Consider the following 22,400-nt stretch of genomic DNA (forward strand, 5'->3'; position numbering starts at 1 on the left):
TCCAATATACAAAGCATCAGGGTTTGAGATGTTTTTAATATGGAACTCCGTTATCTACGCTATTTTGTTGCCGTTGCGCAGACGCAACATTTCACCCGTGCCGCAGAAATGCTGGGCATGTCGCAACCGCCATTAAGTCAGCAAATTCGTCGTCTTGAGCAGGAAGTGGGCACGCCGCTTTTTTACCGGCAAACTCGCGGCGTTGAGCTCACCGAGGCGGGTGAAGCGTTTTATGAAGATGCCTGCCAAATCATCGCGTTGAGCGATGCGGCAATGGAAAAAGCGAAAGGAATTGCGCGGGGAATTAATGGAAAATTGTACCTTGGCGTGACCAGCTCCAATGCGTTTCACACGCAGATTTTTTCCGCGCTTCGCCAGTTTCAGCAAAGCTATCCGCAGGTGGCGCTGTATCAAAAAGAGGACAATATGGCGACGCTGATGCAGGAGCTGGAAGAGGGGCTGATTGATGTCGCCTTTGTGCGCCTGCCATGCGAAAACAGCAAAATGTTCAACCTGAAATTGATCGATGAAGAGCCGATGGTGCTGGCGTTACACCGCTCGCATCCGCTTGCCGCGAAAGCAGATATCTCGCTTAACGAATTGCAGCAAACACCGTGCATTATCTTCCCTCAGCAGGTCGCACCGGGTCTGTATGAACTGGTGTACAACGCCTGTCTGCGTGCGGGAATTGATATGGAAAATCAGCAACAAGCGTCGCAGTTCTCCTCTTCGCTGAGCATGGTGGCCGCGGGTTTCGGTTTCGCCATCGTTCCGCAATCCATGGCCTGTTTCAGCCACCCGCAAGTGACATTTCACCGGATGGCGGAACAGACATTAAAAACGGATGTGGCGCTGGCGTGGCGCAAGTTCGAGCGATCGCCTGCTGTAAAACGGTTTATTGAGAACTTTTAAAAACGCCCGCCGCAAAGCGGGCGTGAACTGTTTAGCTGCGATGGGTATTCACAACCTGGCCAATCCCCTTCCCTTCCAGCGCTTCGTTGGGGTCGGCAAAGAAATCGATATTGAAGTAGGTGTCATCGGTTAACAGTTCAATATGGTGCCAGTATTGCGGCGGGCTAATGCCAAAATGCCCGGCTTCAATCACCACTTCCACTTCCGGCGTGGTGTCATGCTCACTGGCAAAACCAAAATATTTCACGGCCCCCTGCATCACCGACAAACGGCCATAGACCCCTTTTTTGGTGTTGTGATGGGTGAGCAGCGCCTGTGGAACCGTCTCTTTCGTCCAGAAAGGCGTTGAGCGGGTATGACGGAAATGAACAGGAATTTGATGCGCCATAATACCTCCTGAGGCCGCTTCGATTACCAGCCGCACACGTTAGTTTCTTCGTCCGATTCATAGCCGCGAACGATATTAATCAACTCTTTCACCGCGTCTGCGGCATTAAGCGGATCTTTCAGCTCATTAAGCGAGGAAAACTCTTTATCCACTGAAACCCCGTTATTATTGTTAGTCACCGTCAGGATAATTTCACTGGAACTTTCTTTATCGTCAGTAAGACCCGCAATCAGTTCCGCAACCGCCTGTACAGCAACATCAGGAACATATAACGACATTGGCTTGAGATAGACCTTTTCCTGCGTCTCATTGTTAGCACGGTTAGAAACTGCTAAAGAATAACCTTTGTTTTCAGTCGTCATCAGAATTACCTCAGCCTTCAATCAAAATTTTCGGGTCAACATAGAAATCGACGCTAAATATCGTATCGTCGCTTAATGCTTCAATGTTGTGCCATTTTTCCGGCGGGAAAACGCCAAATTCACCGGCATTAATCGTTAATGTCTCTACCGGTTGCGGGCTGGTTTCATCGGCGTAACCGTAATAGCGGATCGCCCCTTGCAGCACACTCAAACGCGGGTAGACGCCCTGGCGTGTTCCGGCATCGAGATGGCGTTTCCAGATGGACGCCGGGGCGGTTTCTTTGGTCCAGAACGGCGTCGAACGGGTGTGGACATAGTTCGCGGGTATCGCAATTCGTTGCATGTTTCATCCTCTTTGTGTCTCAGCAAAGCAGGTTTGCCGGGAGGGGGAAAAGCATTTGTTGCATATGATATACCTGTTTTATAATTTGTGGACTACTTTTTTTAGGGGTTATTTCCGCTGAATTTTGTTACTCAGAAAGGGTTATTGATAAATACACCATGATGGGGGAAAAATGACAGATAATTATTTATAAGCAGGAATCAACGCGCAATGAAAAGCAAATCCAAACTCAATTCTTTTTATTATGGCTTTCCCGTTTTTTTAGTCACTACGCAAGATAAAGATGGCAACACAAATATTTCAGCGGCATCCTCCTCTATTTCTTTGGGTGAGAAACTGATTATTGGCATCAGCAAAGGCGGTAAAACCTACAATAATTTATTGGCCGGTTCAGACGCCGTGATCAATATTCCCGATCACACGCTTTGGGAAAAAGTGGAACAAATCGGCAAACTTACCGGCGGCGATAGCCTGTCGGAAAACCAAACCAAGTGGGGTGTTGAAATTTGCCACGATAAATTCTCCAAAGCCGGGTTACACACAGAAGCCTCTGTCGATGTCGCGCCGCCGCGCGTTGCCGAGTGCCCAATCCAGGCGGAATGCCGCTTAGTCTCCACCAGCGATAAAGGCCGTTTTATGTTGGCTGAGCTGGATATCGTGAACTTATGGGTTGAAAACGCGCTTTTAAATGAAAATGGCATTGTTAATTCAGGCAAATGGAAACCGCTGATTTTCAATTTCCGTGAATACACTACCGTTGGCGATACGCTCGGGTTTAACGTGAAATACGGCAACTGATCTTCATAAATTGCCCCCGCTCACGGGGGGCATAATCCTTTACTCCAGCAGCGCGTTATCCCAGCCGCTGAAAATCGCCGCCAGATTATATTGCGCGGCGTCCGCCTTGCTTAACTGGTATTTCGTACCGCCCTGCCCGGCGCCCGGACCACGGTTATCAAACTCATAAAAACGGCTGTCTTCCGGATAAAACCAGATCTTCTCCCCGGCTTTATCTTTGCCGGACATTTTATCCCAGCCGTAAATATGGTCGTCGATTTCGCAGTTGATAAATGCCGCCAGACCAATGGCGTTCGGATCGGCATAGCGCCCGTCGCTGAATTGTGTTGTCGGATGCCACGGGCGACCCAGCGCGAAACTTTTCGCCGGAACGCCCGCTTCTTTGCTGAGCTTGCTGTTGATGATCAACAAGCCAAACTTCTCATCCGCCTGCGTCGCCGGCGCGGTGATATAGCCATACGGCGGGGCAATATCATTGCGGTTACGGGCGATAATCTCGCAGCGGTCAAACACCGCAATGCCGGGGCCAAAGATAAAGTCAACGTGCCCGCTCACTTCGCAATCGGTGAAATAGCTGCGGCTTCCGCTCTTGCTGTAAAAGGTGTCCTGGTAACCTTCGAGCCGGACATGGCGGAAACGCGCTTTATCGACATTTTCCGACACCATCAGCGCCACCGCCTGCGTGTCTTTCAGCTTCTTCGCATCACCATCCGCCAGCGCGGCATTGGCCGGGAAATCAAAGCTATTGCGAATGGTCAGGTTCTCAATGGTCACGCCAGAGGCTCGCACTTCCACCGTGCTGGTGCGCCCGGTGCCGAGCTTCTGTCCGTCACTGCCTAATGCACCGGCGGGCGTATTCGCTTCAATCTGCGTTTGCTCTCTGGATTGCCCCACCAGCGTGACCGGTTTTTCAATCACCAGCCGTTCGTTCCAGCGCCCCTCTTTGACCAGGATCCGCCACGGCGTACCGCTGTCAGGCGCGGCGGCCAGCGCCTGGCTGATGGTGGCGAACTCACCGGCTTGCGGCGCGGTGGAGACAATGGCGTTCCACTCGCTCGCCTGAGCGGAAACGCTGATACACGCCAGCAACAGCGCGGAATAGTGCAGTGAACAGTGCAGTGTTTTCATCGGTCTCTCCTTAGGATTTTAGTTTGTCAGCAAGCGAGGTCAATTCAGGTGTGGTCCGGATTAGATCAGCTACCATCGATGCGACAGCGTCTGCACCTTGTTGCTGGAAATGGGTGGTATCAGGATTGCTGCGAATTCCGGAAGTTTCCGTTTTATACCAGGGGTAGCGCGGGTCGTTCACATCCACAGCCAGCCAGTAATCCATCCAGTCGCTGGCGTGCGCATTGGCGAAATCGATGGTCGCTTTTTCCAGATCAATAAGCGGCACGTGGTTGCGTTGGGCGGTCTGTTTGATGGTGTCGATGTAGTTTCCGGCAAAGCGGTAACCCGGCTTTTTCACTGTGTAATGAGTGCTGACCACCACATCGTCGGCGCCCTGCTGAAAAGCCGTTTTCCCGGCGCGGTTTTTTACCCGCGTGGTCGGGGTCAACAGCACCGGCGTCGCGCCCGCTGCACGCGCCAGCGTGATATAGCGCTCCAGCGAGTGCTGGAACGACAACAATGGTTCCCCCGGCGGAAACTGCGGATTGCCGCTGGCATCATTGGGATAGGTGCAGAGGTTTTTCACGTCGGCCGCGCCGCGCACCGCTTTATCGCCATCGCAGTTTTGATCGTTATGACCATGGGCGATAAAAACATAGTCGCCAGGGCGCAAATCACGCGCCATTTGCTGGTACCAGCCTTCGTTGTAGAAATCGCGGCTGGAGCGCCCGGAACGCGCACCGTTAAGCACCACAACGCCGCTGTCGGCGCGAAACGCGTGCTGGAAAACTTGCCCCCAGCCCATGCGCGGTAAACGGGCGACTTCATAGGTGGCGGCGGTGGAGTCACTGACCAGCAAAATACGCGTTTTCGCGCTACTGATAGCCTGCCGGTCGCGTAGCGCACGCGGCAAATCTAACGGTTCCCACGGCCCGAAGTTCTGTAAACCGACAATCGGACGAAAGGCGCTGTCGGTCAGCACTGCCGCGCCCGCCTCGCCGCTGTTGTTGTCATAGTTGCGATTGTGGTTAATCACCGACAAAATCCGCGCCATACCGTTGCCGGTGCGAATGGGGGTCTGCACCGGATCGGCGGTTTGCGCATTCAGGCCAGATAAACGCAACGCGTCGGCCATGCCATGCCGAAAGTTAGCCAGCGGCCCGGCCAGCAAACCGGCATTCAGCTTGCTGTTATCACCGCGCTCAACCCATTGCTGCGGGCCGATATAGCCCAACTGACCGGCCACTTCGGAGACTAGTCTGTCGGTAAAGGGGGTGATATTAGCGGTATTACGACGCTCTTTTTGCAGCGTAATCCGTAGCGAGGCCATGCAGCGCGCACGCGGTTCATCGCTTCGCAAACACGACTCAGCGCCGCCCGTGCTCTGGGTGGTGGAAAGGGTTAACGGCGGTGTGAGGGCATCAACCGCCAGCGAATAGCGTCCATCGCTGCGCGTTTTGGTGGTAAGGCGCTTGCCTGAACTGTCGGTCACCGTTACCGGAGCGCCCGCCAGCGGCGCATCGGCGAAAACCGCGCCTTCAAGTATCGTTGCCGCATTCGCCATCGCTGGCAGGCAACAAAACAGCACACTAAGTCCCAGAGGGTATTGCATGGATCATTCTCCTGAAACAGGTTCTCCCGGCAGGCTGCACCGGTGTAATCGCGCGTTTCTGTTTCTGGAAAATGTGGCCAAGAGTGAACGCCATCAGGCATTACGGGTCAACAAAGGCTTTTATTTTTATGGCGATACAAAACGAAACGAAGTTTTACACATGTGAAAACATCGTTTTGAGATCGGTCTCAAGAATATGACAATTGATAAACAAACCCGGCGTTAACCGGGCATTACATTCAGCGGGGGAATACGCGGGCGCTACCGTTAACCTGCAGATTCACTTTCATGCCAGGTCGCCAGTCCGGGCGGGTGATGGCTTGTAATGTCAGGCGTTCGCCGGTTTGCGAAAACAGCAGCGTCAATGACGAAAGATATCCGGCAAAATCCATATCGATAATTTGTGCCTGCGGGTAGGTTTGATGCTCATCGCACGGCACCACACTTACCTGCTCCGGGCGCAACATAATGCGATGAGCGCCAGAAAGCGCCGGGTTATCCACCGCCACATCGCCAAGCAGACAGTGCGCACGCCCTTGTGCCACATTAGCAGATAGAATCAGCGCATCACCCAAAAACAGCGCCGTCTCCTCATCAACCGGTTGCGAATAGACCGCGAACGGCGATCCCACCTGCGCAAAGCGGCCATGGCGGATCACCACAATCTGGCTAGCGAAGGAGAGTGCTTCTTTCTGATCGTGAGTAACCAGAATGGATGCAACGCCGGCTTCAGTCAGCAAATCCGCCGTGGCTTTACGCGTAGCGGCGCGCAGGCCAGTGTCCAGCGCCGAAAACGGTTCGTCGAGCAACATCAGCGCCGGTTTCTGCGCCAGCGCTCTGGCCAGTGCCACACGTTGCTGCTGACCACCGGAGATCTCATGCGGCCAGCGCGCCGCCAGCTTGCTGTCCAGCGACACCATCGCCATTAACTCGTCGACACGGCGTTGCTTCTCGTGGCGCGAACCTTTAAGTCCCCAGGCAATGTTTTCTCCGACGCGAAGGTGCGGAAACAGCGCGCCTTCTTGCGGCACAAAGCCAATGTTGCGTTGGTGAGCCGGGACAAACTGGCCGTCGCCAAACAAGGTTTTTCCCTGCAACTCGATACGCCCGCTGTCCGGCATTTCAAACCCGGCGATCAAACGCAACAGCGTGGTTTTCCCCGACCCGGACGGGCCGACAATCGCCGTGCGGCTACCCGCAGGAATCACCAGATTGACATCATCCAGCACGCGCGCAGCGGCAAAGCTTTTCGAAATTGTTGCCAGTTCTAACATCTTAAAGACCCGAAAGTTTTTGTGATTGCTTATACAGCAGGCCGGTCAACGGCAAGGAGATCAAAATCATCAGCAACGCATAAGGTGCCGCCGCCACGTAGTCGATCTCGCTGGTCAGCGCCCAAAACCCTGTCGCCAGCGTGCGCGTGCCAAGCGGGGAAAGCAGCAGCGTGGCGGTCAGTTCCGTGCTCACGCCCAGGAAGACTAACGCCGCCGCGGTGGAAGCACCCGGTGCAGCCAGCCGCAGCGTAACACTCACCAGCGCTCTGCCAGGCGAGATGCCAAGGCTTTGCGCCACCTGCTCAAGCTCGACCGGCGCTTGCGCAATCCCGGCGCGTAAGTTGATTAACGCTCTGGGCATAAACATCAACAGCCAGGCGAGAAACAGCGTCACTTCGGTCTGGTAAATCGGGCGCGCGTAATGAATTGTCACGGTAACCAGCGCCAGCGCCACCACAATGCCGGGCAATGCGCTGGTGATGTAATTACAGCCTTCGAGAAAGCGAAATACGCGGCGCGGATGGCGCACCGAGAGCCACGCCGTCGGAATGGCGAACGCAGTGGTGATCAGCGCCCCGCAAACGGCCAGAAAAAGAGTCTGGCGCAGTGAAAGCCAAAGATCCGCGCGATACCAGTTATCGAACCCACCGAGCCACAACCAGCGGCCGAGCACGGCAATCGGCGTACCGAATGACAGCGCCACCGTGCACGCCGCCAGCAATAACCCCAGCCCGCAGCCCCAGCGCCCAAGTGCGCGGCGTTGTTGCTTGCGCGCTGACCCTGAGCCCACCCGCGCATAGCGCGCTTTGCCGCGCGCCGCCGTCTCCAGCAGCAGCAACGCCAGGCAGCAGAGCGCCAGCACACCGGCGAGCATATTGGCGGCCGGGCCGCTGAAAGTTGACTGAAACTGATCGTAAATCGCGGTGGTGAAGGTATCGAAGCGGATCATCACAAACAGGCCATATTCCGCCAGTAAGTGCAGCGCCACCAGCAGCGCACCGCCACAAAGCGCCAGCCGGAGCTGGGGCAAGATCACGCGAAAAAAGATCCGCCACGGCGGAGTGCCAAGCGATGCCGCAACATCCTCAAGGCTGGGATCGAGGCGGCGCAACACCGCCGCGACCGGCATATAAATAAACGGAAAATAGGCCAGCACGGCGATAAACACCGCCGCGGGTAATCCATTAAACCCAGGCAAAACGCTCACCCAGGCATAGCTTTGTACAAACGCCGGGATCGCCAGTGGCGCAACCGCCAGCACGGCCCATATGCGCCGGCCGGGCAGCGACGTCCGTTCGGTGAGCCACGCCAGCGACGTGCCAAGCGCGACGCTGGCGGGTACAGCAAGTGCAATGAGCCAGAAGGTGTTGACGAGCAACTCACCCACACGCGGGCGAAAAATGAGCGCCTGCACCGTCGCCCAGCCGGTATCAATACCGACACCGATGACAAAACCAACGGGCAGTAAGGCCAGTGCCGCGACAAAAAGGGCAAATACCACCAGCACCCGCGAAGGGCGGTGCCGGGCGGCATGGCTGGCCGCATTGCTAGCCGCCGGGAGACTTAAACTGGACATCAGGCACTCTTTCCTGCGTGATTACAAAAGACCGGCTTCGGTCATTAACTCGCTGACTTTTTTGCTGTTAAGCGCAGAGGGTTCCACTTTCGGTGCGTCTAATTGCGCCAGCGGAACCAGTTTTGCGTTAGATGCCGCGCCTTCCCCTACTGCGTATTCAAACGCATTGTTGGTACGCAGCATCTCCTGGCCCTGCTTGCCGGTTATCCATTTGATAAACGCCTGCGCCTGTTTCTGGTGTTTGCTGGACGCTAAAACGCCGCCGCCAGAGATGCTGACGAACGCGCCCGGATCCTGATGTTTAAAGTAGTGAAGCTGGGTGTTTTTGCTGTTCTCGCCGGTTTTAGCCTGATCGACAAAGTAGTAGTAGTGATAAATCACGCCGCCGTCGATTTGTCCGGCATTGACCGCTTTCATCACCGTGCTGTTGCCTTTGTAAGGCACAAAGTTAGTTTTCATCGCTTTCAGCCAGTCGAGCGTGGCTTTTTCACCTTTCAGGGTCAGCATCGCGCCGACAATGGCCTGAAAATCAGCGCCTGAAGGCGACGCCGCCCAGCGGCCTTTCCATTCCGGTTTGGCTAAATCCATGATCGACGCAGGTAACTGCGAGGCGGAGAGTTTCGCCGGGTTATAGACAAAAACGGTACTGCGCGCGGCAATACCAATCCAGCGACCATGCGCCGGACGGAACTGCGCTGGAACTTGTTTCAGCGTATCCGCATTGAGCGGCGCAAAAAGCCCGGCGTTGTCGACCAGCGTCATCGCCGGGGAGTTTTCCGTCAGAAACACATCCGCTGGCGAAACGTTGCCTTCCTGCACCAGTTGATTACCCAGCTCCGTATCGCCGCCGTTACGCAACGTGACTTTGATGCCGGTTTCTTTGGTGAATTCGTCGACCCAGGATTTGGTCAGGTTTTCGTGCTGCGCGTTATAGACCACGATACCGTCGTCGTTATCGGCGGCGAGCGCCGCGGGAGCAGCAAAAACTGAAGAGATGACCAGTGCAAGTGAACAGAGCGGCAAAAAGCGGTTCTTCATCATCATTCCTTTTAAATTATGTGTAACAGTCAGCACATACGAGCCGAGCTGGATTTTAATCGTAGCGGAAATGAAATGAGAATCAAAACTATTATCAGAAGAATGAGTTTGAAATTAAATATCATCAAAAATTAAAAAATGAATTAATCCACTAATTCACAATTGCAGGATACGCAGAAGATTAAGACAACCTTAACATCAGGTTAAATGTTTCATATATTATCAATCCAGCGAATCAGACAACCGTGGCTATCTTTTCCATGAATAACAAATTAACATCAGATTGAGTGGGTTTAATACCAAACATCGCAAAACAACCTGCACAGGTAAGACAAATTATTATGAAAGATAAAAAGATAGATACAATGGCAAAAGTGGCTATGCGCAGCAGGGGATTGTCTGTAAAAGAAAAGCGCGTGCGTTATCAGGGTAAGATATTTACCTTTAAATATGTTTCAGGCCACTATGAAATCTTTTTCGAAGGCGAAAAAGTGGACGCCATCGAAACAGATAACATCAATCAGGCGATTGCGGATTTTAAAGAAAAGCATAACAAAACGAAGCGCTAAACCCCGCTAAAATACCTTTTCACTTGCCGTAAACGCATCAAGCAATAAATACCAGCAACCTTATTATACCGGGCGGTATCGTTATCGAACCCGGTGCCCTCCCCGCCCTTTGTCTGTTCAGATTCACGTTCAAAAACCCTAAAAATCCAATGGAAATCACCGGGTTATTCCAACATTTTTTTACATAAAGCGTTTACATGGTAACGATAATTCATATCATCTTGATAATCGCTATCAACAAATAGCGATATTGCTTGCGGCCGGGAGGATCAGCGCCGCCGTACTTCTGTTAAATCAGGATCACCATAACAATGAAATCTCGTTATCTTTGGGCATTAAATCCTTGTTTATTGATGATGTTTTCCGCTCACGCCTCGGCGGAAGGTCAAAAAGAAGAGACACTGGTGGTTGCCGCCAGCCGCGCAAACCACAGCGTTACGGATATGGCGCAAACCACCTGGGTCATTGAACAGGCTGAGATTGAGCAGCAGGTTCAGGGCGGAAAAGAGTTAAAAGAGGTGCTGGCGCAGCTAATTCCCGGGATGGACGTCAGCAGCCAGGGACGCACCAATTACGGCATGAATTTGCGCGGCCGTTCAATGATGGTGATGGTCGACGGCGTACGTCTGAACTCGTCCCGCAGCGACAGCCGCCAGCTCGATGCTATCGATCCGTTTAACATTGCGCGCATCGAAGTGATTTCCGGCGCAACATCGCTGTACGGCGGCGGCAGTACCGGCGGTTTAATCAATATAGTCACCAAGAAAGGCCAGCCAGAAACCGAGGTTGAGTTCCAGACCGGCACGAAAAGCGGTTTTAACAGCCATAACGATCACGACGAGAACATCGCGGCTGCGGTCAGCGGCGGTAACGATAACGCGTCGGGTCGCCTCTCGGTGGCGTACCAGCGCTATGGCGGCTGGTACGACGGCAAAGGCAATGAAGTGATCATTGATAACACGCAAACCGGTTTGCAGTACTCAGACCGCCTGGATGTAATGGGTACCGGCACGCTGAATATCGACGATCATCAGCAGTTGCAGCTCACCACGCAGTATTACAAAAGCCAGTCTGACGGTAAGCACGGCCTTTTCCTTGGCGAAAACTTCTCGGCGGTGCGCGGCTCCGGCAACGCTTACAACAAAAGCAATCTTGATTCCGACCGCATCCCCGGCACCGAACGCCACTTAATTAACCTGCAATACGCCAACAGCGATTTCTGGGGCCAGGATTTACTGGCGCAGATTTACTACCGTGACGAAAGCCTGACCTATTATCCCTTCCCGACGCTTTCCGGCGGCTCGGTGACCAGCATTGGCGCATCGCAGCAAAAAACCGATTTCTACGGCGGCAAACTCACTCTCAACAGCAAACCGCTGGAAGATCTGACATTGACCTGGGGCGTGGACGCCGAACATGAAACGTTCGATGCCAACCAGCAATTTTTCAATCTCAGCAACGCCGCCGCCAGCGGTGGGATGAAACTGGATAACGCTTATAACGTCGGGCGCTATCCCGGCTACAGCATCACGAACCTCGCGCCGTTCCTGCAAAGCAGCTATGACATTGCGGCCATCACCCTGAGCGGTGGCGTGCGCTACCAGTACACGGAAAACAGAGTCGACGACTTTGTGGGCTACGCGCAGCAGCAAGCCATCGCCACCGGCAAGGCGACCTCGGCAGACGCGGTGCCAGGCGGCAAAACGGATTACAACAATCTGCTATTCAACGCCGGTATCCTCGGTCATCTGAGCGAACGCCAGCAGGTGTGGTTTAACTTCTCGCAAGGCTTTGAAATCCCGGACCTGGCGAAATATTACGGTTCCGGCACCTACAAGCTCGAAAATGGCCACTACCGTCTGGTTAACAGCGTCAACGTTAATGATTCGAAGCTGGACGGCATTAAAGTGAATGCCTACGAGCTGGGCTGGCGCTTCACCGGCGATAGCCTGCGTACGCAGATCGCCGCGTACTACTCGCTTTCGGATAAAACCATCAACATCAACAAAAGCGACATGACCATCAATATTGAAGATGATCAGCGTCGTATTTACGGTGTGGAAGGTCAGGTCGATTACTTCTTTAGCAACAGCGAGTGGAGCACCGGTGCAAACTTTAACGCCATCAAGTCGCAAACCCGCGTCGATGGCAAGTGGCAGAAACTGACCGTGGATAGCGCCAGCCCGTCGAAAATGAGCGCGTGGGTCAACTGGGCGCCAGGTGACTGGACGTTACGCCTGCAAAGCACGCAGACCTTTGATCTTTCTGACGCCGATGGGAAACATATTGACGGGTACAACACCGTTGACCTGCTCGGCAGCTACCTTCTGCCCGTCGGTAAGTTGAGCTTTAGCGTTGAAAACCTGCTGGACGAAGATTACACCACCGCGTGGGGACAACGCGCACCGGGTTTATACAGCCCAACCTACGGCGCAGCGGGTTTATATACCTATAAAGGCCGCGGCCGTACGTTTGGCCTGAATTATTCCGTTCTGTTCTGATGAGATGTGCCGCCTGTATTTCAGGCGGCACATTGCGTTTTATTCATGCCCAATAAAACGCAAACAAGCCGATATCCTCAGCCATTATTTTGCTGAAAATATATCGTGCTGTTTTTGCCTTAAGCCAAATAGATGACTGAGGCTATTCTATTTTCCGGTCAGCGAATGCGTAATATAAGATATATTGAATCAACAACCGCTAAATATAAGGTCCAGATATAGATACCGGATTACTACCGCTAACGTTAATACCCCTGAAATAAGACAGGTTTTACTGGAGATTTTTATTGCATATCCGTCGGTTCAGATTCGCCCGCCGTTATCTGCTCTTGCTGCACGACCGCTTTCGCGTCCTGTTTGTGCTGTTCAGCCACGCGTTTCTCTTTCTGTAACTGCGCGGTGGCTAACTCTTGTTGCGTTACTTTTTTACCCGAAAACGCATCAACCATTTCCGTTCTGCCGTCCGGATATTTAACGATGGTCACCAGTCGTCCGCCGAATTGCGGAATACCGGTCATCGCCAGTGAATAATCAATTTCATGATTTTCCACCTTTTTCTTTTCCTGAACCTGCTGCTCGGCTTTTATTTCGTTGCTGTGTTTGTGCTTTTCTGCGCGGCTGGAGAGCGTCACTTTGGTGCTCTCATCATGCGAAGCGCTATTTGCCGCGCCGTTATCCGTATGAGCCGCCGATTTATGGTTTGTGTTTTCTTTTGTTGTGGCAAGGTGCGGGCTTGCCTGAATCGCCTGAATCTCCTGCATCATTATCTCCGCTATCAATGACCAGATATTCCGCCAAATGACTCTGCCTGAGCCGAAAAAAAGATCCTCATAACGATTATCGACAGGCAAAAGAAACAGATTAATAACAAATAGCGCTGAAGCTGGATGATTTACATACAAAAATTAAATAAGCACGCGATATTTAATAAAACAATAATTTCACTTAAATCAGTTGGATATTAAAAAATATACGTTAAGTCAGGGCATATAATTAAAAGCAGAAGCACCGCCCATTTTTATCACTAAATTTTAACAAACGAATATCCATGTCAGCGCGCAACGTTTTAACACCCGCATCGGCAAAATAACGCAACCGCTTTACTGCTTAACCGCATCGGCGGCAAAGCGACTTTCCCCTGCCTGCGGCATGCTGCTACTCTTTGAAACGCGAAAAAATATAAAATATCAGGAGTGAAAAATGAGCCAACAACCGCTACATGCCGCCCCGCTCAGTTGGGGTCATGGCCCACGCACGTTCGAGGTATTTATCGAACCTACTTGCCCTTTTTCTGTACGCGCGTTTAACAAACTGGACGCGCTGCTTCAACAGGTCGGCGAGGATAACGTCACGGTAAAAATCCGCCTGCAATCGCAGCCGTGGCACCTGTTTTCCGGGGTAATTGTTCGCTGCATCCTCGCGGCCTCGACGCTTGCAGATGGCAAAAACGCCGCGCATAAAGTGCTGCAAGCGGTTGCCGATCATCGCGAAGAGTTTGAATTTACCGACCACTGCAGCGGCCCGAATATGCACGCCACGCCCCAGCAAATTATTGAACGCATCGAACAGTACAGCGGGGTGAAGCTGGCAGAGGCTTTTGCCCGCCCGGAACTGCAAACCGAGATCAAATGGCACAGCAAATACGCGCGCCAGAATGGCATCCATGTTTCGCCAACCTTTATGGTTAACGGGCTGGTGCAGGCCGACCTCGGTAGCGGCGACGATATCAACGTCTGGGCGCAGCGTATTCTCGCCTGAGGCGACTGCTACACTGCTTTGCAGGCGCTTAACTTCTTCAACACATCAACGAAAAGGCAGGCCAAAATGTCAGACAACTATCAGCCCCCCAAAGTCTGGACGTGGGATAAATCCGGCGGCGGCGCGTTTGCCAATATCAACCGCCCGGTTTCCGGCCCAACGCATGACAAAACATTGCCGGTCGGCAAACACCCGTTACAGCTCTATTCGCTCGGTACGCCGAACGGCCAGAAAGTGACCATCATGCTGGAAGAGTTACTGGCGAAAGGCGTCAGTGCCGCAGAGTACGACGCGTGGTTGATTCGCATCGGTGAAGGCGATCAATTCTCCAGCGGTTTTGTCGAGGTTAACCCGAACTCCAAAATCCCGGCGCTGCGCGACCACAGCACCACACCGCCGACGCGGGTGTTCGAATCCGGCGCGATCCTGCTCTATCTGGCGGAAAAATTCGGTCACTTCCTGCCAAAAGATCCGGCAAAACGCACTGAAACGCTGAACTGGCTGTTCTGGCTGCAAGGTTCCGCACCTTTCCTCGGCGGCGGTTTTGGCCACTTCTATAACTATGCGCCGGTGAAGATCGAGTACGCGATCAACCGCTTTACCATGGAAGCCAAACGCCAACTGGACGTGCTGGATAAGCAACTGGCACAGCACACATTTGTAGCCGGGGATGAGTACACCATCGCCGATATGGCCATCTGGCCGTGGTACGGCAACGTGGTGCTGGGCAATGTCTATAACGCGGCGGAATTCCTCGACGCGGGCAGCTACCAAAACGTCCAGCGCTGGGCGAAAGCGATTGCAGAGCGCCCGGCGGTGAAACGTGGGCGCATGGTTAACCGCACCTTCGGCGAGCCGAGTGAGCAACTGCACGAGCGCCACGACGCCAGCGATTTCGACACGCAAACTGAAGATAAACGCAACGCTTGATCTTGCCCACCGGGCGGCATTCCGCCCGGTTTCTCCCGCCTTTCTCCACACCTTCTGCTCTTTTTTTCACACCATATTTACATAACAGAAATAACTCGTAAGAATGCCTTTTATTTACCCGTAGCCCGCCAAATGTCTGAAAACGCGCTAAAACAGCAGATCCAGAATCTGAAGAAGCACAACGCCCGGCTGGTGCGGATCGCGCGCGATGCGCGCAATAAACTCAGCGCTGCGCTCGACGGCACCGGACTCTGTTTGTGGCAACTGGATGTGCCAAGCGGCAAGCTCATCATCTTTAACCGCCGCTGGGGAGCAATGCTTGGCTATCAACCCAAAGCACTGAGCGCCCATTTTGATGTCTGGCGCGAACACCTGCATGAAGATGACCGGCAACGGGTGCTGGATGCGTTTTATGACCATTTGCACGGCAAAACCCCGTTTTACGAAGCGTTGCACCGCATGCAGCATAAAAATGGCACCGTGACCTGGGTGCTCGATCGCGGTCGCGTCACCGACCGGGACGCCAGCGGCGCGCCGCTGAAAGTGACCGGCACGCACATTGATATGACCAAAGAGAAGCAGTACGAAGAGCAACTGGCTCTGCTTGCAAACCACGATCCGCTGACCGGCCTCGCGAACCGCCACGCGCTGTTGCAACACTTCGCTGAACTCAATCTCGCCGGGCCGCTGTGTGTAGCATTTATCGATCTCGATGATTTCAAAGCGGTAAACGATACGTTTGGCCACCGCAGCGGCGATGAGTTGCTGATCCAGCTCAGCCAGCGCCTGCGTACTGCCTGCCCGGAGGGAACCGTCATCGGGCGGCTTGGCGGCGATGAATTTGTTCTGTTGCTGCCCTTTGCGCTCAACAGCCTGCTGATTAACAGCACAGCGCATAGCTGTTTGCGCGCCATTCTCAGCCCCTTCGAGCTGGATAATGGCGAGGCGTCGGTAGGCGCATCGATAGGCATTGATGAAGTGCAAGCCGGGGATGATTTCGTTAATGCGCTGATGCGTGCCGATCGCGCGATGTATCACATTAAGCACACCGGTAAAAACGGCGCGGCTATCGGCAAAATCCTGATTTCGCTCTCGCCACGGCATGAGGAAACGCCATGAAGCACGCGCGCCAGCAAGCGATTCTGCAGCTTCTCACCAGCCAGCACAGCATCACAACCCAGGCGCTGGCGGCGCAGCTGAATGTCAGTATTGAAACCATTCGCCGCGATCTCAACGCGCTGCAAACGGCGGGGAAAATTGTGCGTCGCCACGGTCTGGCGCGCACATTGCACGCAGCGTCGCATGATGACGGGGAGCCGTTTCGCGCCCGGCAAAAAAGCCATTACGCGGATAAAGCCGACATCGCCCGCCACGCACTGAACTGGATAGAAGCCGGGATGACGCTGGCGCTGGATGCCAGCTCTACCTGTTTTCATCTGGCGCGACAGTTACCGGATATCCCGTTGACGGTGCTGACTAACAGTCTGCCGGTGTGTCAGGAGATGGCGCGCCGCGAACAGATTGAACTTATCTGCTCGGGTGGCCGTCTGGCGCGCACGGAGCGCTGCTATGTGAACCCGGCTCTCGCAAGCCTTCTGAAATCGCTGGAGATTGATCTGTTTATCTTCTCCTGCGAAGGCGTGGATGCACGCGGCGATATGTGGGATTCCACCCGCCACAATGCGGCGTTCAAAGCCCAGCTGTTACGCCGGGCACAGCAATCATTGCTGTTGATTGATAAGAGTAAATTCTATCGCGCCAGCGAAGCGAAGATCGGCAATCTGGCGCAGGTCACGCAGATGGTGACCGACGCGAACATCGACGCGCTTCAGCGCTGAGGGGCAAACGCTTCGATCTCCATGTTGCGCAACGCTTCCAGCGTCGCCAGCGCTTCGTGTTCATCAATCACGCTCATCGCGAAACCGACATGCACCAGCACCCATTGTCCCAGCAATTCACGCGGTGAATCCTCGCACACCAGCGCGATATTGACGTCGCGGCGCACGCCGCACACATCCACCTGCGCCAGTTGATGAAAATCGTCGCCAACGGCCACCACCTGCCCCGGTACGCCTATACACATCGTTGCTTTACTCCACTTCGATACTTTTGATCTGCACGCCGTCGCTGCGCTCAATATGCAGCGTCGGGCAGTGGCAGAGCGGGCATTCATCGTGCCGCTCGGCTTCCACTGTCTGGCTGCAATTCCAGCACCAGGCCTGCGCCGGTTTATGGAGGATATGCAATGTGCAACCCTGCGCCAGCGTTTCGCGGCAGGCGATATCAAAACCAAACCGCAGCGCGCTCTCTTCCACACAAGCCAGCGCGCCCACTTCCAGCCATACGCCCGTCACGCGCCGCGCGCCGTTTTGCCGCGCCTGCTGTTCAATGATCTCCACCGCGTTCTGGCACAGGGATAACTCATGCATGCGCTTTGTCCCGTAGCCCTTGCAGTAACGCGCGACGGCTTAGCGCGGCATCGGTGACCGGCAACGAAAGCGCCATTTTCAGGCAGTTATCGGCAAGCGCGATGCCAGCATCCACAGACAATCCCCGATCGAGCGGCGACATCAGCGAGCAGCTCAGGTATTGCCCCAATGCGGGTAATTCGCCGACGGTAAAGGTCATTTCGCCATAGGGCAATCGCAGCCCCAGCCGCTGGCTCACCGGGCGGCGAGGCCAGCACTGCTGCGGGCCGGGGTAGATTTGCAGACTCAGCATCCACGGTGTCAGCACACAGCCCAGCCACTGCTCTTCAAAGCGGGTAAACGGCGTGACATACACCGGCATGGTTGCATGGATAAATGGCAGACCCTGCATCTCCTGCTCGGCTATCGCCATAAAAGCCGCCTGCACTTCGCGGTGCGGCGAAACGTCGAACCCCATCACCTCATCCTGCATGTTCGGTCTCCCGTAAAACAGGCTCCACGCCGGATTCACGCAGCGCCGCCAGCACGGCCTGGAGCGCAGTATCCAGGCTCGCCGCCACCACCGGTGTCATGCCGATATGTGGCTCCAGCGAGGACGGAATAACGCCAATCAGCGTCAGTTTTTTCGGAAACTCGCCGGTGAAACGCAGCGCCGACAGCACATCCGATAGCCCCAACTGGTGCGGCGAAATTTTATTGCTGAACAGCGTTGGCACGTCGTCATCGCGCAGGCAAATTACTGCACCCGGCTCGCTTTTGCGGCTGACCACCGCATCGGCGATGATCAGATGATCGCGGTTAGCCATCGCCTCAAGCAGCTCCATACCCGCCGTGCCGCCGTCCAGCACCTCGACATGCGCGGGCAGGTGGTAACGCTGCTCAAGCGCTTCCACCACCCGCACGCCTATCGCTTCATCGGTGAGCAAAATGTTGCCCACGCCTAACACTAAAATCGACATCACAACACCTTCACCGCGACAACATCGTTGCCGTCGGCATCCACCACGTGGACCGCGCACGACATACACGGATCGAACGAGTGAACGGTGCGCACCACTTCCAGCGGTTTTTGCGGATCGGCAATTGGCGTTCCTACCAGTGACAGCTCGTATGGTCCGGCGTCGTCGTTGAAGTTGCGCGGCCCGGCGTTCCAGGTTGACGGCACTACCGCCTGGTAGTTATCGATTTTGCCGTCTTTGATAACGATCCAGTGGGAAAGCATGCCGCGCGGCGCTTCAAGGAAGCCGACGCCTTTAAACTCGCCGCTGGTCGGGATTTCCGTATGGGCGATAGTTTGCACATCGCCTTTGCCGATATTGTCTATCAATGCCTGATACTGCTGCTGCAAGACCTGATGTAACTCGCAGGCATGAACCGTGCGGCCGATAATGCGCCCCAGCGTGGAGTGCAGTTGCTCCACCGCCACCGTTTTACCGGTGAGTTTCTGGTAAATGGCGGTGATATCGTGCAATTTCTCCGTCGTTGCCGGGTGTTTCGCTGCCAGCTTGCAGAGCATATTGGCGAGCGGCCCCACTTCGACCGTTTTGCCGTAAAAGGTGGGCGATTTAACCCAGGAGTATTTGCCCTCTTCCTGCCAGCCGGTGTACTGCGGCAGCGTGGTGCCCTGCCACGGCTCCTGCGGCGCCTCGTCTTTATACCAGGCGTGTTTCGCGCTCTCCTGAATGCCTTTAATCAGGAAAGGATCGGTGTGGGTGTTGATTTCACGGTAGGTCGCAAGATCGGCATTTTCAATGTAACCACCAGCAAACAGGAAGCTGCCGTTGTTGGCGTCGGTGGGGAATTCCGGCGTGCTCAGGTAGTTCACCGCGCCTTTACCGAGCGTGAGCCATTCCGGGTAAAACGCCGCAATCACCGCCGTGTCGACTTTATAAACCTGCTCGATAAACCCTTCCAGCTTGTCGATAAACGACTTGAGATACATCAGGCGTTCAAGGTTCAGCACTTCGATACCATCAAGATTGATCGGGTTGGCAACCCCGCCCACCGCCAGGTTCTGAATGTGCGGCGATTTACCGCCGAGCAGCGCGACAATGCGGTTAGCGTCGCGCTGACACTCCAGCGCTTGCAGGTAGTGCGCGACGGCAATCAGGTTTACTTCCGGCGGCAACTTCATTGCCGGGTGGCCCCAGTAGCCGTTGGCAAAAATGCCCAGTTGGCCGCTGGCGACCAGCGCTTTGATCTTCTCCTGCACCGCTTTGAAGTCGTTTTCACTGTTAAGCGGCCAGTCGGAAAGCCCCTGTAACAGCGCGGCGGCTTTCGCCGGATCGGCATTCAGCGCGCTGGTGATATCGACCCAATCGAGCGCCGAAAGCTGATAGAAATGGACGATATGATCGTGAATCGAGTGGGCGGCCAGAATGATGTTGCGGATGTACTGGGCGTTGCGCGGCACCTTTACCTCCAGCGCGCTTTCTACCGCCCGCACCGAGGCAATGGCGTGGATCGTCGTACAAACGCCGCAAATGCGCTGCATGATGATCCATGCGTCGCGCGGGTCGCGGTTTTTGACAATCTCTTCCATCCCGCGCCACATGGTTCCTGACGACCAGGCCTTTGATACAACGCCGTTTTCAATTTCGCAATCAATGCGTAAATGACCCTCAATACGGGTGACCGGATCAATGGTGATACGTTGACTCATGCTTTACTCGCCTCATGTCGCGCAGATGTTTTTAACGGAGGAATAATCGGCAACAGACGTATCAGTAAGATGTACGCACAGACTTCAATTGCCACAAAACCGATGGAAATCAATAACTCTTCCGCTGTCGGGAAGTAGTGGTAGCCGTTGCCGGGATTAAAGGCCAACAGCGAATAAGAGAGCCGCCACAGCGCACAGCCGAGCAGCATGCTCAACGCGCCAAGGAACAAAAAGCGGGAATCACGGCGCAAACGCGGCGCGCGCAGGATCAGCAGCGGCAAGGCCAGCAATGCCATTTCCAGCCAGAACATCAGGCTGTAAAAATCACCGGCAAAGGCGTAATGCCATTTGTCACGCCACGTGATCTCTCCCAACCGCAACACCAGAAACAGCGCTAACAGCACGCTCAGGATATTGATGAGTTTGCTAAACAGGCGTTTTTCATCCGGCCCGTTGCCGCGCAGGCTGGCCTGCATTAATGAGCCTTCGAAAATGACAATCGAGAAACCCATAATAAACGCGGTCAGCAGCGAGAAAACCGGCAGCATTTCATAGCTCTGCCACAGCGGGTAAACCTTATATCCGGCGGCAATCATCAACGAGCCCATCGACGACTGGTGCATGGTCGGCAGCAGCGCGCCAAGTGCGATAATGAAAAACATCACTTTATTGAGACGGCGCAGCGAAACCTTCCAGCCGAGCCTTTCCAGCAGCGCCGGGGCGAACTCCAGCGCCATCACGCCGATGTAAATCGTCATACAGACCGCGGTTTCAAACAGCACTGAATTGACGTTGAAATGGCCGGGAATATAGAAGTAAGGCAGATTCCAGTAACGTCCGACATCGATGGTGATGGACAAGCCGCCCAGCGAATAACCGAACAGGCTGCACAGCAGCGCCGGGCGCACCAGCGGGTGGTAATCGCCCCGGTTAAAGACATACACCGCCCACGCCAGCGCCCAACCGCCACAGGCAAAGCCGGTGCCGATCAGCAAATCAAACGCGATCCAGATCCCCCACGGATAACCACCGTTCAGATCCGAGACCGATCCGAGCCCGAAGATCAAACGCTTGAGGATAAAGATCGCGCACAGCACGATCAGCGGGGCGAACAGCAGCACCGGTTTACTCAGCAGTTTGCCGCCCATCGCTTGTGGATCATGACTCATGATCGCCTCCGTCATGCTTGTCCCGCGTATTGCGGCGTACCAGTGCGGTCAGCCCAACCAGCACGGCGAGCGGCAACATCATGCCTTTGTAGACCGTATGTTGAACATGCTCAGAGCGTGCGCCGGTTGCCAGATCGTCCAGCTCCGGCAACCCCAGCTCCTGATAAGGAACCCCAGTCAACACCAGCACCTGCGTGCCGCCGCCCTCTTTCTCGCCGTACAGATGCGGGTAGTAGCTGGGCACGTTATGCACATAGGTGTCGTTGGTGTTCAATGTCTGGCGCGGGTAGCGGTACTCAGAGCCGGGTTTCATCGCGAGACGTTTTTTGGCTTCGGCGAGCAGTTCTTCGCGCGTGCCGAAAATCACCGCGCCCGCAGGGCACACTTCCACACACCCGGGCAACTCGCCGTTATCCAGCCGCGCCACATCTTTCTGGTTGCAAAGCTCACACTTATGCAGCGCGCCGAAGGGGTTGTTGTAGTCATACTTCGGCACATCGAACGGACAGGCGACCATGCAGTAGCGGCAGCCGGTACAGACGCTGGCGTCGTAGTGAACGATGCCGGTTTTGGCGTCCTTTTTCAGCGCCTGCACCGGGCAGACGGAAACACAGTTGGCATCCACGCAGTGCATGCACTGCTTTTTGATATAGGCATAACCGTCGCGCAGCTGGTCTTTGTTCTCGCCGCTGCCGCTGTGCCAGACCTGAATAATGTTATTGGTATAAGGCGAAAGTTTGTCGTTATTCGACCAGGTTTGCTCGCCCTGAGGGTTACGCTGCGGCGTGTTAATTTCCTGGCAACGCGTCACACAGGCCTGACAACCGACACAGAGCGTGGAGTCGTACAACATCCCCAGCGCGCCGGGGATCGGCGGGCGGTTTTGCGCGGCGGCAAAACTCGCGGACGATCCCCCCACCAGCAGCGCCCCGCCGGACGCCACTTTGAGAAAATCACGTCTGTTCACGG

At 54.7% G+C, this 22,400-nt stretch carries 25 protein-coding genes; 9 read left to right on the forward strand and 16 right to left on the reverse strand.

Features of this window, described 5'->3' with window-relative positions:
- Window positions 1-39: 39 nt before the first annotated feature.
- Window positions 40-912: a LysR family transcriptional regulator gene (locus AAIG26_RS14790; protein WP_045512188.1), complete on the forward strand. Its 873-nt coding sequence runs from the start codon at window positions 40-42 to the stop codon at window positions 910-912.
- A 31-nt stretch (window positions 913-943) separates the two neighbouring features.
- Here the strand turns inward: AAIG26_RS14790 and AAIG26_RS14795 are convergent, their stop codons facing one another.
- The 3 genes from AAIG26_RS14795 to AAIG26_RS14805 are packed head-to-tail and all read right to left on the reverse strand — an operon-like array spanning window position 944 to window position 2,005.
- Complete coding sequence (locus tag AAIG26_RS14795; protein ID WP_020455230.1) at window positions 944-1,300, reverse strand: DUF1971 domain-containing protein; 357 nt, start codon at window positions 1,298-1,300, stop codon at window positions 944-946.
- A 23-nt stretch (window positions 1,301-1,323) separates the two neighbouring features.
- Window positions 1,324-1,662 (reverse strand): DUF1869 domain-containing protein, encoded by a 339-nt coding sequence (locus AAIG26_RS14800; protein ID WP_020455231.1) that lies wholly within the window; start codon window positions 1,660-1,662, stop codon window positions 1,324-1,326.
- Window positions 1,663-1,672: 10 nt separating this feature from the next.
- Window positions 1,673-2,005: a DUF1971 domain-containing protein gene (locus tag AAIG26_RS14805; RefSeq protein ID WP_045512182.1), complete on the reverse strand. Its 333-nt coding sequence runs from the start codon at window positions 2,003-2,005 to the stop codon at window positions 1,673-1,675.
- Window positions 2,006-2,215: 210 nt separating this feature from the next.
- Here AAIG26_RS14805 and AAIG26_RS14810 point away from each other — a divergent pair, with 210 nt between their 5' ends.
- On the forward strand, window positions 2,216-2,803 hold the full coding sequence (locus AAIG26_RS14810; protein WP_343180860.1) for a flavin reductase family protein: 588 nt from the start codon (window positions 2,216-2,218) through the stop codon (window positions 2,801-2,803).
- A 39-nt stretch (window positions 2,804-2,842) separates the two neighbouring features.
- On the opposite strand, the gene AAIG26_RS14815 is transcribed toward AAIG26_RS14810, so the two are convergent.
- Together AAIG26_RS14815 and AAIG26_RS14820 are read right to left on the reverse strand one after the other, a co-directional pair.
- Window positions 2,843-3,931, reverse strand: coding sequence for a pectinesterase family protein (locus tag AAIG26_RS14815; RefSeq protein WP_343180861.1), 1,089 nt, complete (start codon window positions 3,929-3,931; stop codon window positions 2,843-2,845).
- Window positions 3,932-3,941: 10 nt separating this feature from the next.
- Window positions 3,942-5,525, reverse strand: a complete 1,584-nt coding sequence (locus tag AAIG26_RS14820; protein ID WP_343180862.1) for a rhamnogalacturonan acetylesterase — start codon at window positions 5,523-5,525, stop codon at window positions 3,942-3,944.
- Between AAIG26_RS14820 and AAIG26_RS14825 the strand changes: the two genes are divergently transcribed.
- Window positions 5,524-5,691, forward strand: a complete 168-nt coding sequence (locus AAIG26_RS14825; protein WP_313625919.1) for a hypothetical protein — start codon at window positions 5,524-5,526, stop codon at window positions 5,689-5,691. The genes AAIG26_RS14820 and AAIG26_RS14825 overlap by 2 nt on opposite strands.
- A 73-nt stretch (window positions 5,692-5,764) precedes the next feature.
- On the opposite strand, the gene AAIG26_RS14830 is transcribed toward AAIG26_RS14825, so the two are convergent.
- From AAIG26_RS14830 to AAIG26_RS14840, 3 genes are read right to left on the reverse strand one after another with little or no spacing between them, the layout of a single operon-like run.
- The gene (locus AAIG26_RS14830) at window positions 5,765-6,799 is read right to left on the reverse strand and encodes an ABC transporter ATP-binding protein (protein ID WP_343180863.1); all 1,035 of its coding nucleotides are present in this window, start codon (window positions 6,797-6,799) and stop codon (window positions 5,765-5,767) included.
- A gap of 1 nt (window position 6,800) precedes the next feature.
- Complete coding sequence (locus tag AAIG26_RS14835; protein WP_343180864.1) at window positions 6,801-8,375, reverse strand: iron ABC transporter permease; 1,575 nt, start codon at window positions 8,373-8,375, stop codon at window positions 6,801-6,803.
- A gap of 21 nt (window positions 8,376-8,396) precedes the next feature.
- The gene (locus tag AAIG26_RS14840; protein ID WP_343180865.1) at window positions 8,397-9,413 is read right to left on the reverse strand and encodes an iron ABC transporter substrate-binding protein; all 1,017 of its coding nucleotides are present in this window, start codon (window positions 9,411-9,413) and stop codon (window positions 8,397-8,399) included.
- Window positions 9,414-9,754: 341 nt separating this feature from the next.
- Between AAIG26_RS14840 and AAIG26_RS14845 the strand changes: the two genes are divergently transcribed.
- The gene (locus tag AAIG26_RS14845; protein WP_343180866.1) at window positions 9,755-9,982 is read left to right on the forward strand and encodes a hypothetical protein; all 228 of its coding nucleotides are present in this window, start codon (window positions 9,755-9,757) and stop codon (window positions 9,980-9,982) included.
- Window positions 9,983-10,293: 311 nt separating this feature from the next.
- Complete coding sequence (locus AAIG26_RS14850) at window positions 10,294-12,483, forward strand: TonB-dependent siderophore receptor (RefSeq protein ID WP_020455241.1); 2,190 nt, start codon at window positions 10,294-10,296, stop codon at window positions 12,481-12,483.
- Window positions 12,484-12,767: 284 nt separating this feature from the next.
- Here AAIG26_RS14850 and AAIG26_RS14855 read toward each other — a convergent pair whose 3' ends face one another.
- The gene (locus tag AAIG26_RS14855) at window positions 12,768-13,247 is read right to left on the reverse strand and encodes a hypothetical protein (RefSeq protein ID WP_233500414.1); all 480 of its coding nucleotides are present in this window, start codon (window positions 13,245-13,247) and stop codon (window positions 12,768-12,770) included.
- 436 nt (window positions 13,248-13,683) lie between these two features.
- On the opposite strand from AAIG26_RS14855, the gene AAIG26_RS14860 reads away from it, so the two are divergent.
- The 4 genes from AAIG26_RS14860 (at window position 13,684) to fucR (ending at window position 17,009) form a co-directional block, all read left to right on the forward strand.
- Window positions 13,684-14,241 carry a thioredoxin domain-containing protein gene (locus AAIG26_RS14860; protein ID WP_343180867.1) on the forward strand — a complete coding sequence of 186 codons (558 nt, stop codon included), beginning with the start codon at window positions 13,684-13,686 and terminating at the stop codon, window positions 14,239-14,241.
- A 66-nt stretch (window positions 14,242-14,307) separates the two neighbouring features.
- Window positions 14,308-15,171 (forward strand): glutathione-dependent disulfide-bond oxidoreductase, encoded by an 864-nt coding sequence (gene yghU / locus AAIG26_RS14865; protein WP_020455244.1) that lies wholly within the window; start codon window positions 14,308-14,310, stop codon window positions 15,169-15,171.
- A gap of 132 nt (window positions 15,172-15,303) precedes the next feature.
- Window positions 15,304-16,290, forward strand: coding sequence for a sensor domain-containing diguanylate cyclase (locus AAIG26_RS14870; protein WP_020455245.1), 987 nt, complete (start codon window positions 15,304-15,306; stop codon window positions 16,288-16,290).
- Window positions 16,287-17,009 (forward strand): L-fucose operon activator, encoded by a 723-nt coding sequence (gene fucR / locus AAIG26_RS14875; protein WP_343180868.1) that lies wholly within the window; start codon window positions 16,287-16,289, stop codon window positions 17,007-17,009. The genes AAIG26_RS14870 and fucR overlap by 4 nt, the downstream gene beginning before the upstream one ends.
- Here fucR and hybG read toward each other — a convergent pair.
- Genes hybG through hybA form a run of 7 tightly spaced genes read right to left on the reverse strand, consistent with a single transcriptional unit; the run spans window position 17,000 to window position 22,398 of the window.
- Window positions 17,000-17,254 (reverse strand): hydrogenase maturation factor HybG, encoded by a 255-nt coding sequence (gene hybG, locus AAIG26_RS14880; RefSeq protein WP_017457498.1) that lies wholly within the window; start codon window positions 17,252-17,254, stop codon window positions 17,000-17,002. The two genes, fucR and hybG, sit on opposite strands and share 10 nt — an antisense overlap.
- 7 nt (window positions 17,255-17,261) lie before the next feature.
- A complete protein-coding gene (hypA, locus tag AAIG26_RS14885; protein WP_045512150.1) occupies window positions 17,262-17,600 on the reverse strand; it encodes a hydrogenase maturation nickel metallochaperone HypA in 339 nt (112 codons plus the stop codon).
- The gene (gene hybE / locus AAIG26_RS14890) at window positions 17,593-18,072 is read right to left on the reverse strand and encodes a hydrogenase-2 assembly chaperone (RefSeq protein ID WP_343180869.1); all 480 of its coding nucleotides are present in this window, start codon (window positions 18,070-18,072) and stop codon (window positions 17,593-17,595) included. The genes hypA and hybE overlap by 8 nt, the downstream gene beginning before the upstream one ends.
- Window positions 18,062-18,559 carry a HyaD/HybD family hydrogenase maturation endopeptidase gene (locus AAIG26_RS14895; protein WP_097406066.1) on the reverse strand — a complete coding sequence of 166 codons (498 nt, stop codon included), beginning with the start codon at window positions 18,557-18,559 and terminating at the stop codon, window positions 18,062-18,064. The genes hybE and AAIG26_RS14895 overlap by 11 nt, the downstream gene beginning before the upstream one ends.
- Complete coding sequence (hybC, locus tag AAIG26_RS14900) at window positions 18,559-20,262, reverse strand: hydrogenase 2 large subunit (protein WP_045512141.1); 1,704 nt, start codon at window positions 20,260-20,262, stop codon at window positions 18,559-18,561. Before hybC ends, AAIG26_RS14895 begins: the two co-directional genes overlap by 1 nt.
- The gene (gene hybB, locus AAIG26_RS14905; protein WP_020455251.1) at window positions 20,259-21,431 is read right to left on the reverse strand and encodes a Ni/Fe-hydrogenase cytochrome b subunit; all 1,173 of its coding nucleotides are present in this window, start codon (window positions 21,429-21,431) and stop codon (window positions 20,259-20,261) included. Before hybB ends, hybC begins: the two co-directional genes overlap by 4 nt.
- Entirely contained in the window at window positions 21,421-22,398 is a 978-nt protein-coding gene (hybA, locus tag AAIG26_RS14910; RefSeq protein WP_343180870.1) for a hydrogenase 2 operon protein HybA, read from the reverse strand. Before hybA ends, hybB begins: the two co-directional genes overlap by 11 nt.
- Window positions 22,399-22,400: the final 2 nt, after the last annotated feature.

This window comes from Kosakonia sp. PSU_27, assembly GCF_039409795.1.
Lineage (GTDB): Bacteria > Pseudomonadota > Gammaproteobacteria > Enterobacterales > Enterobacteriaceae > Kosakonia.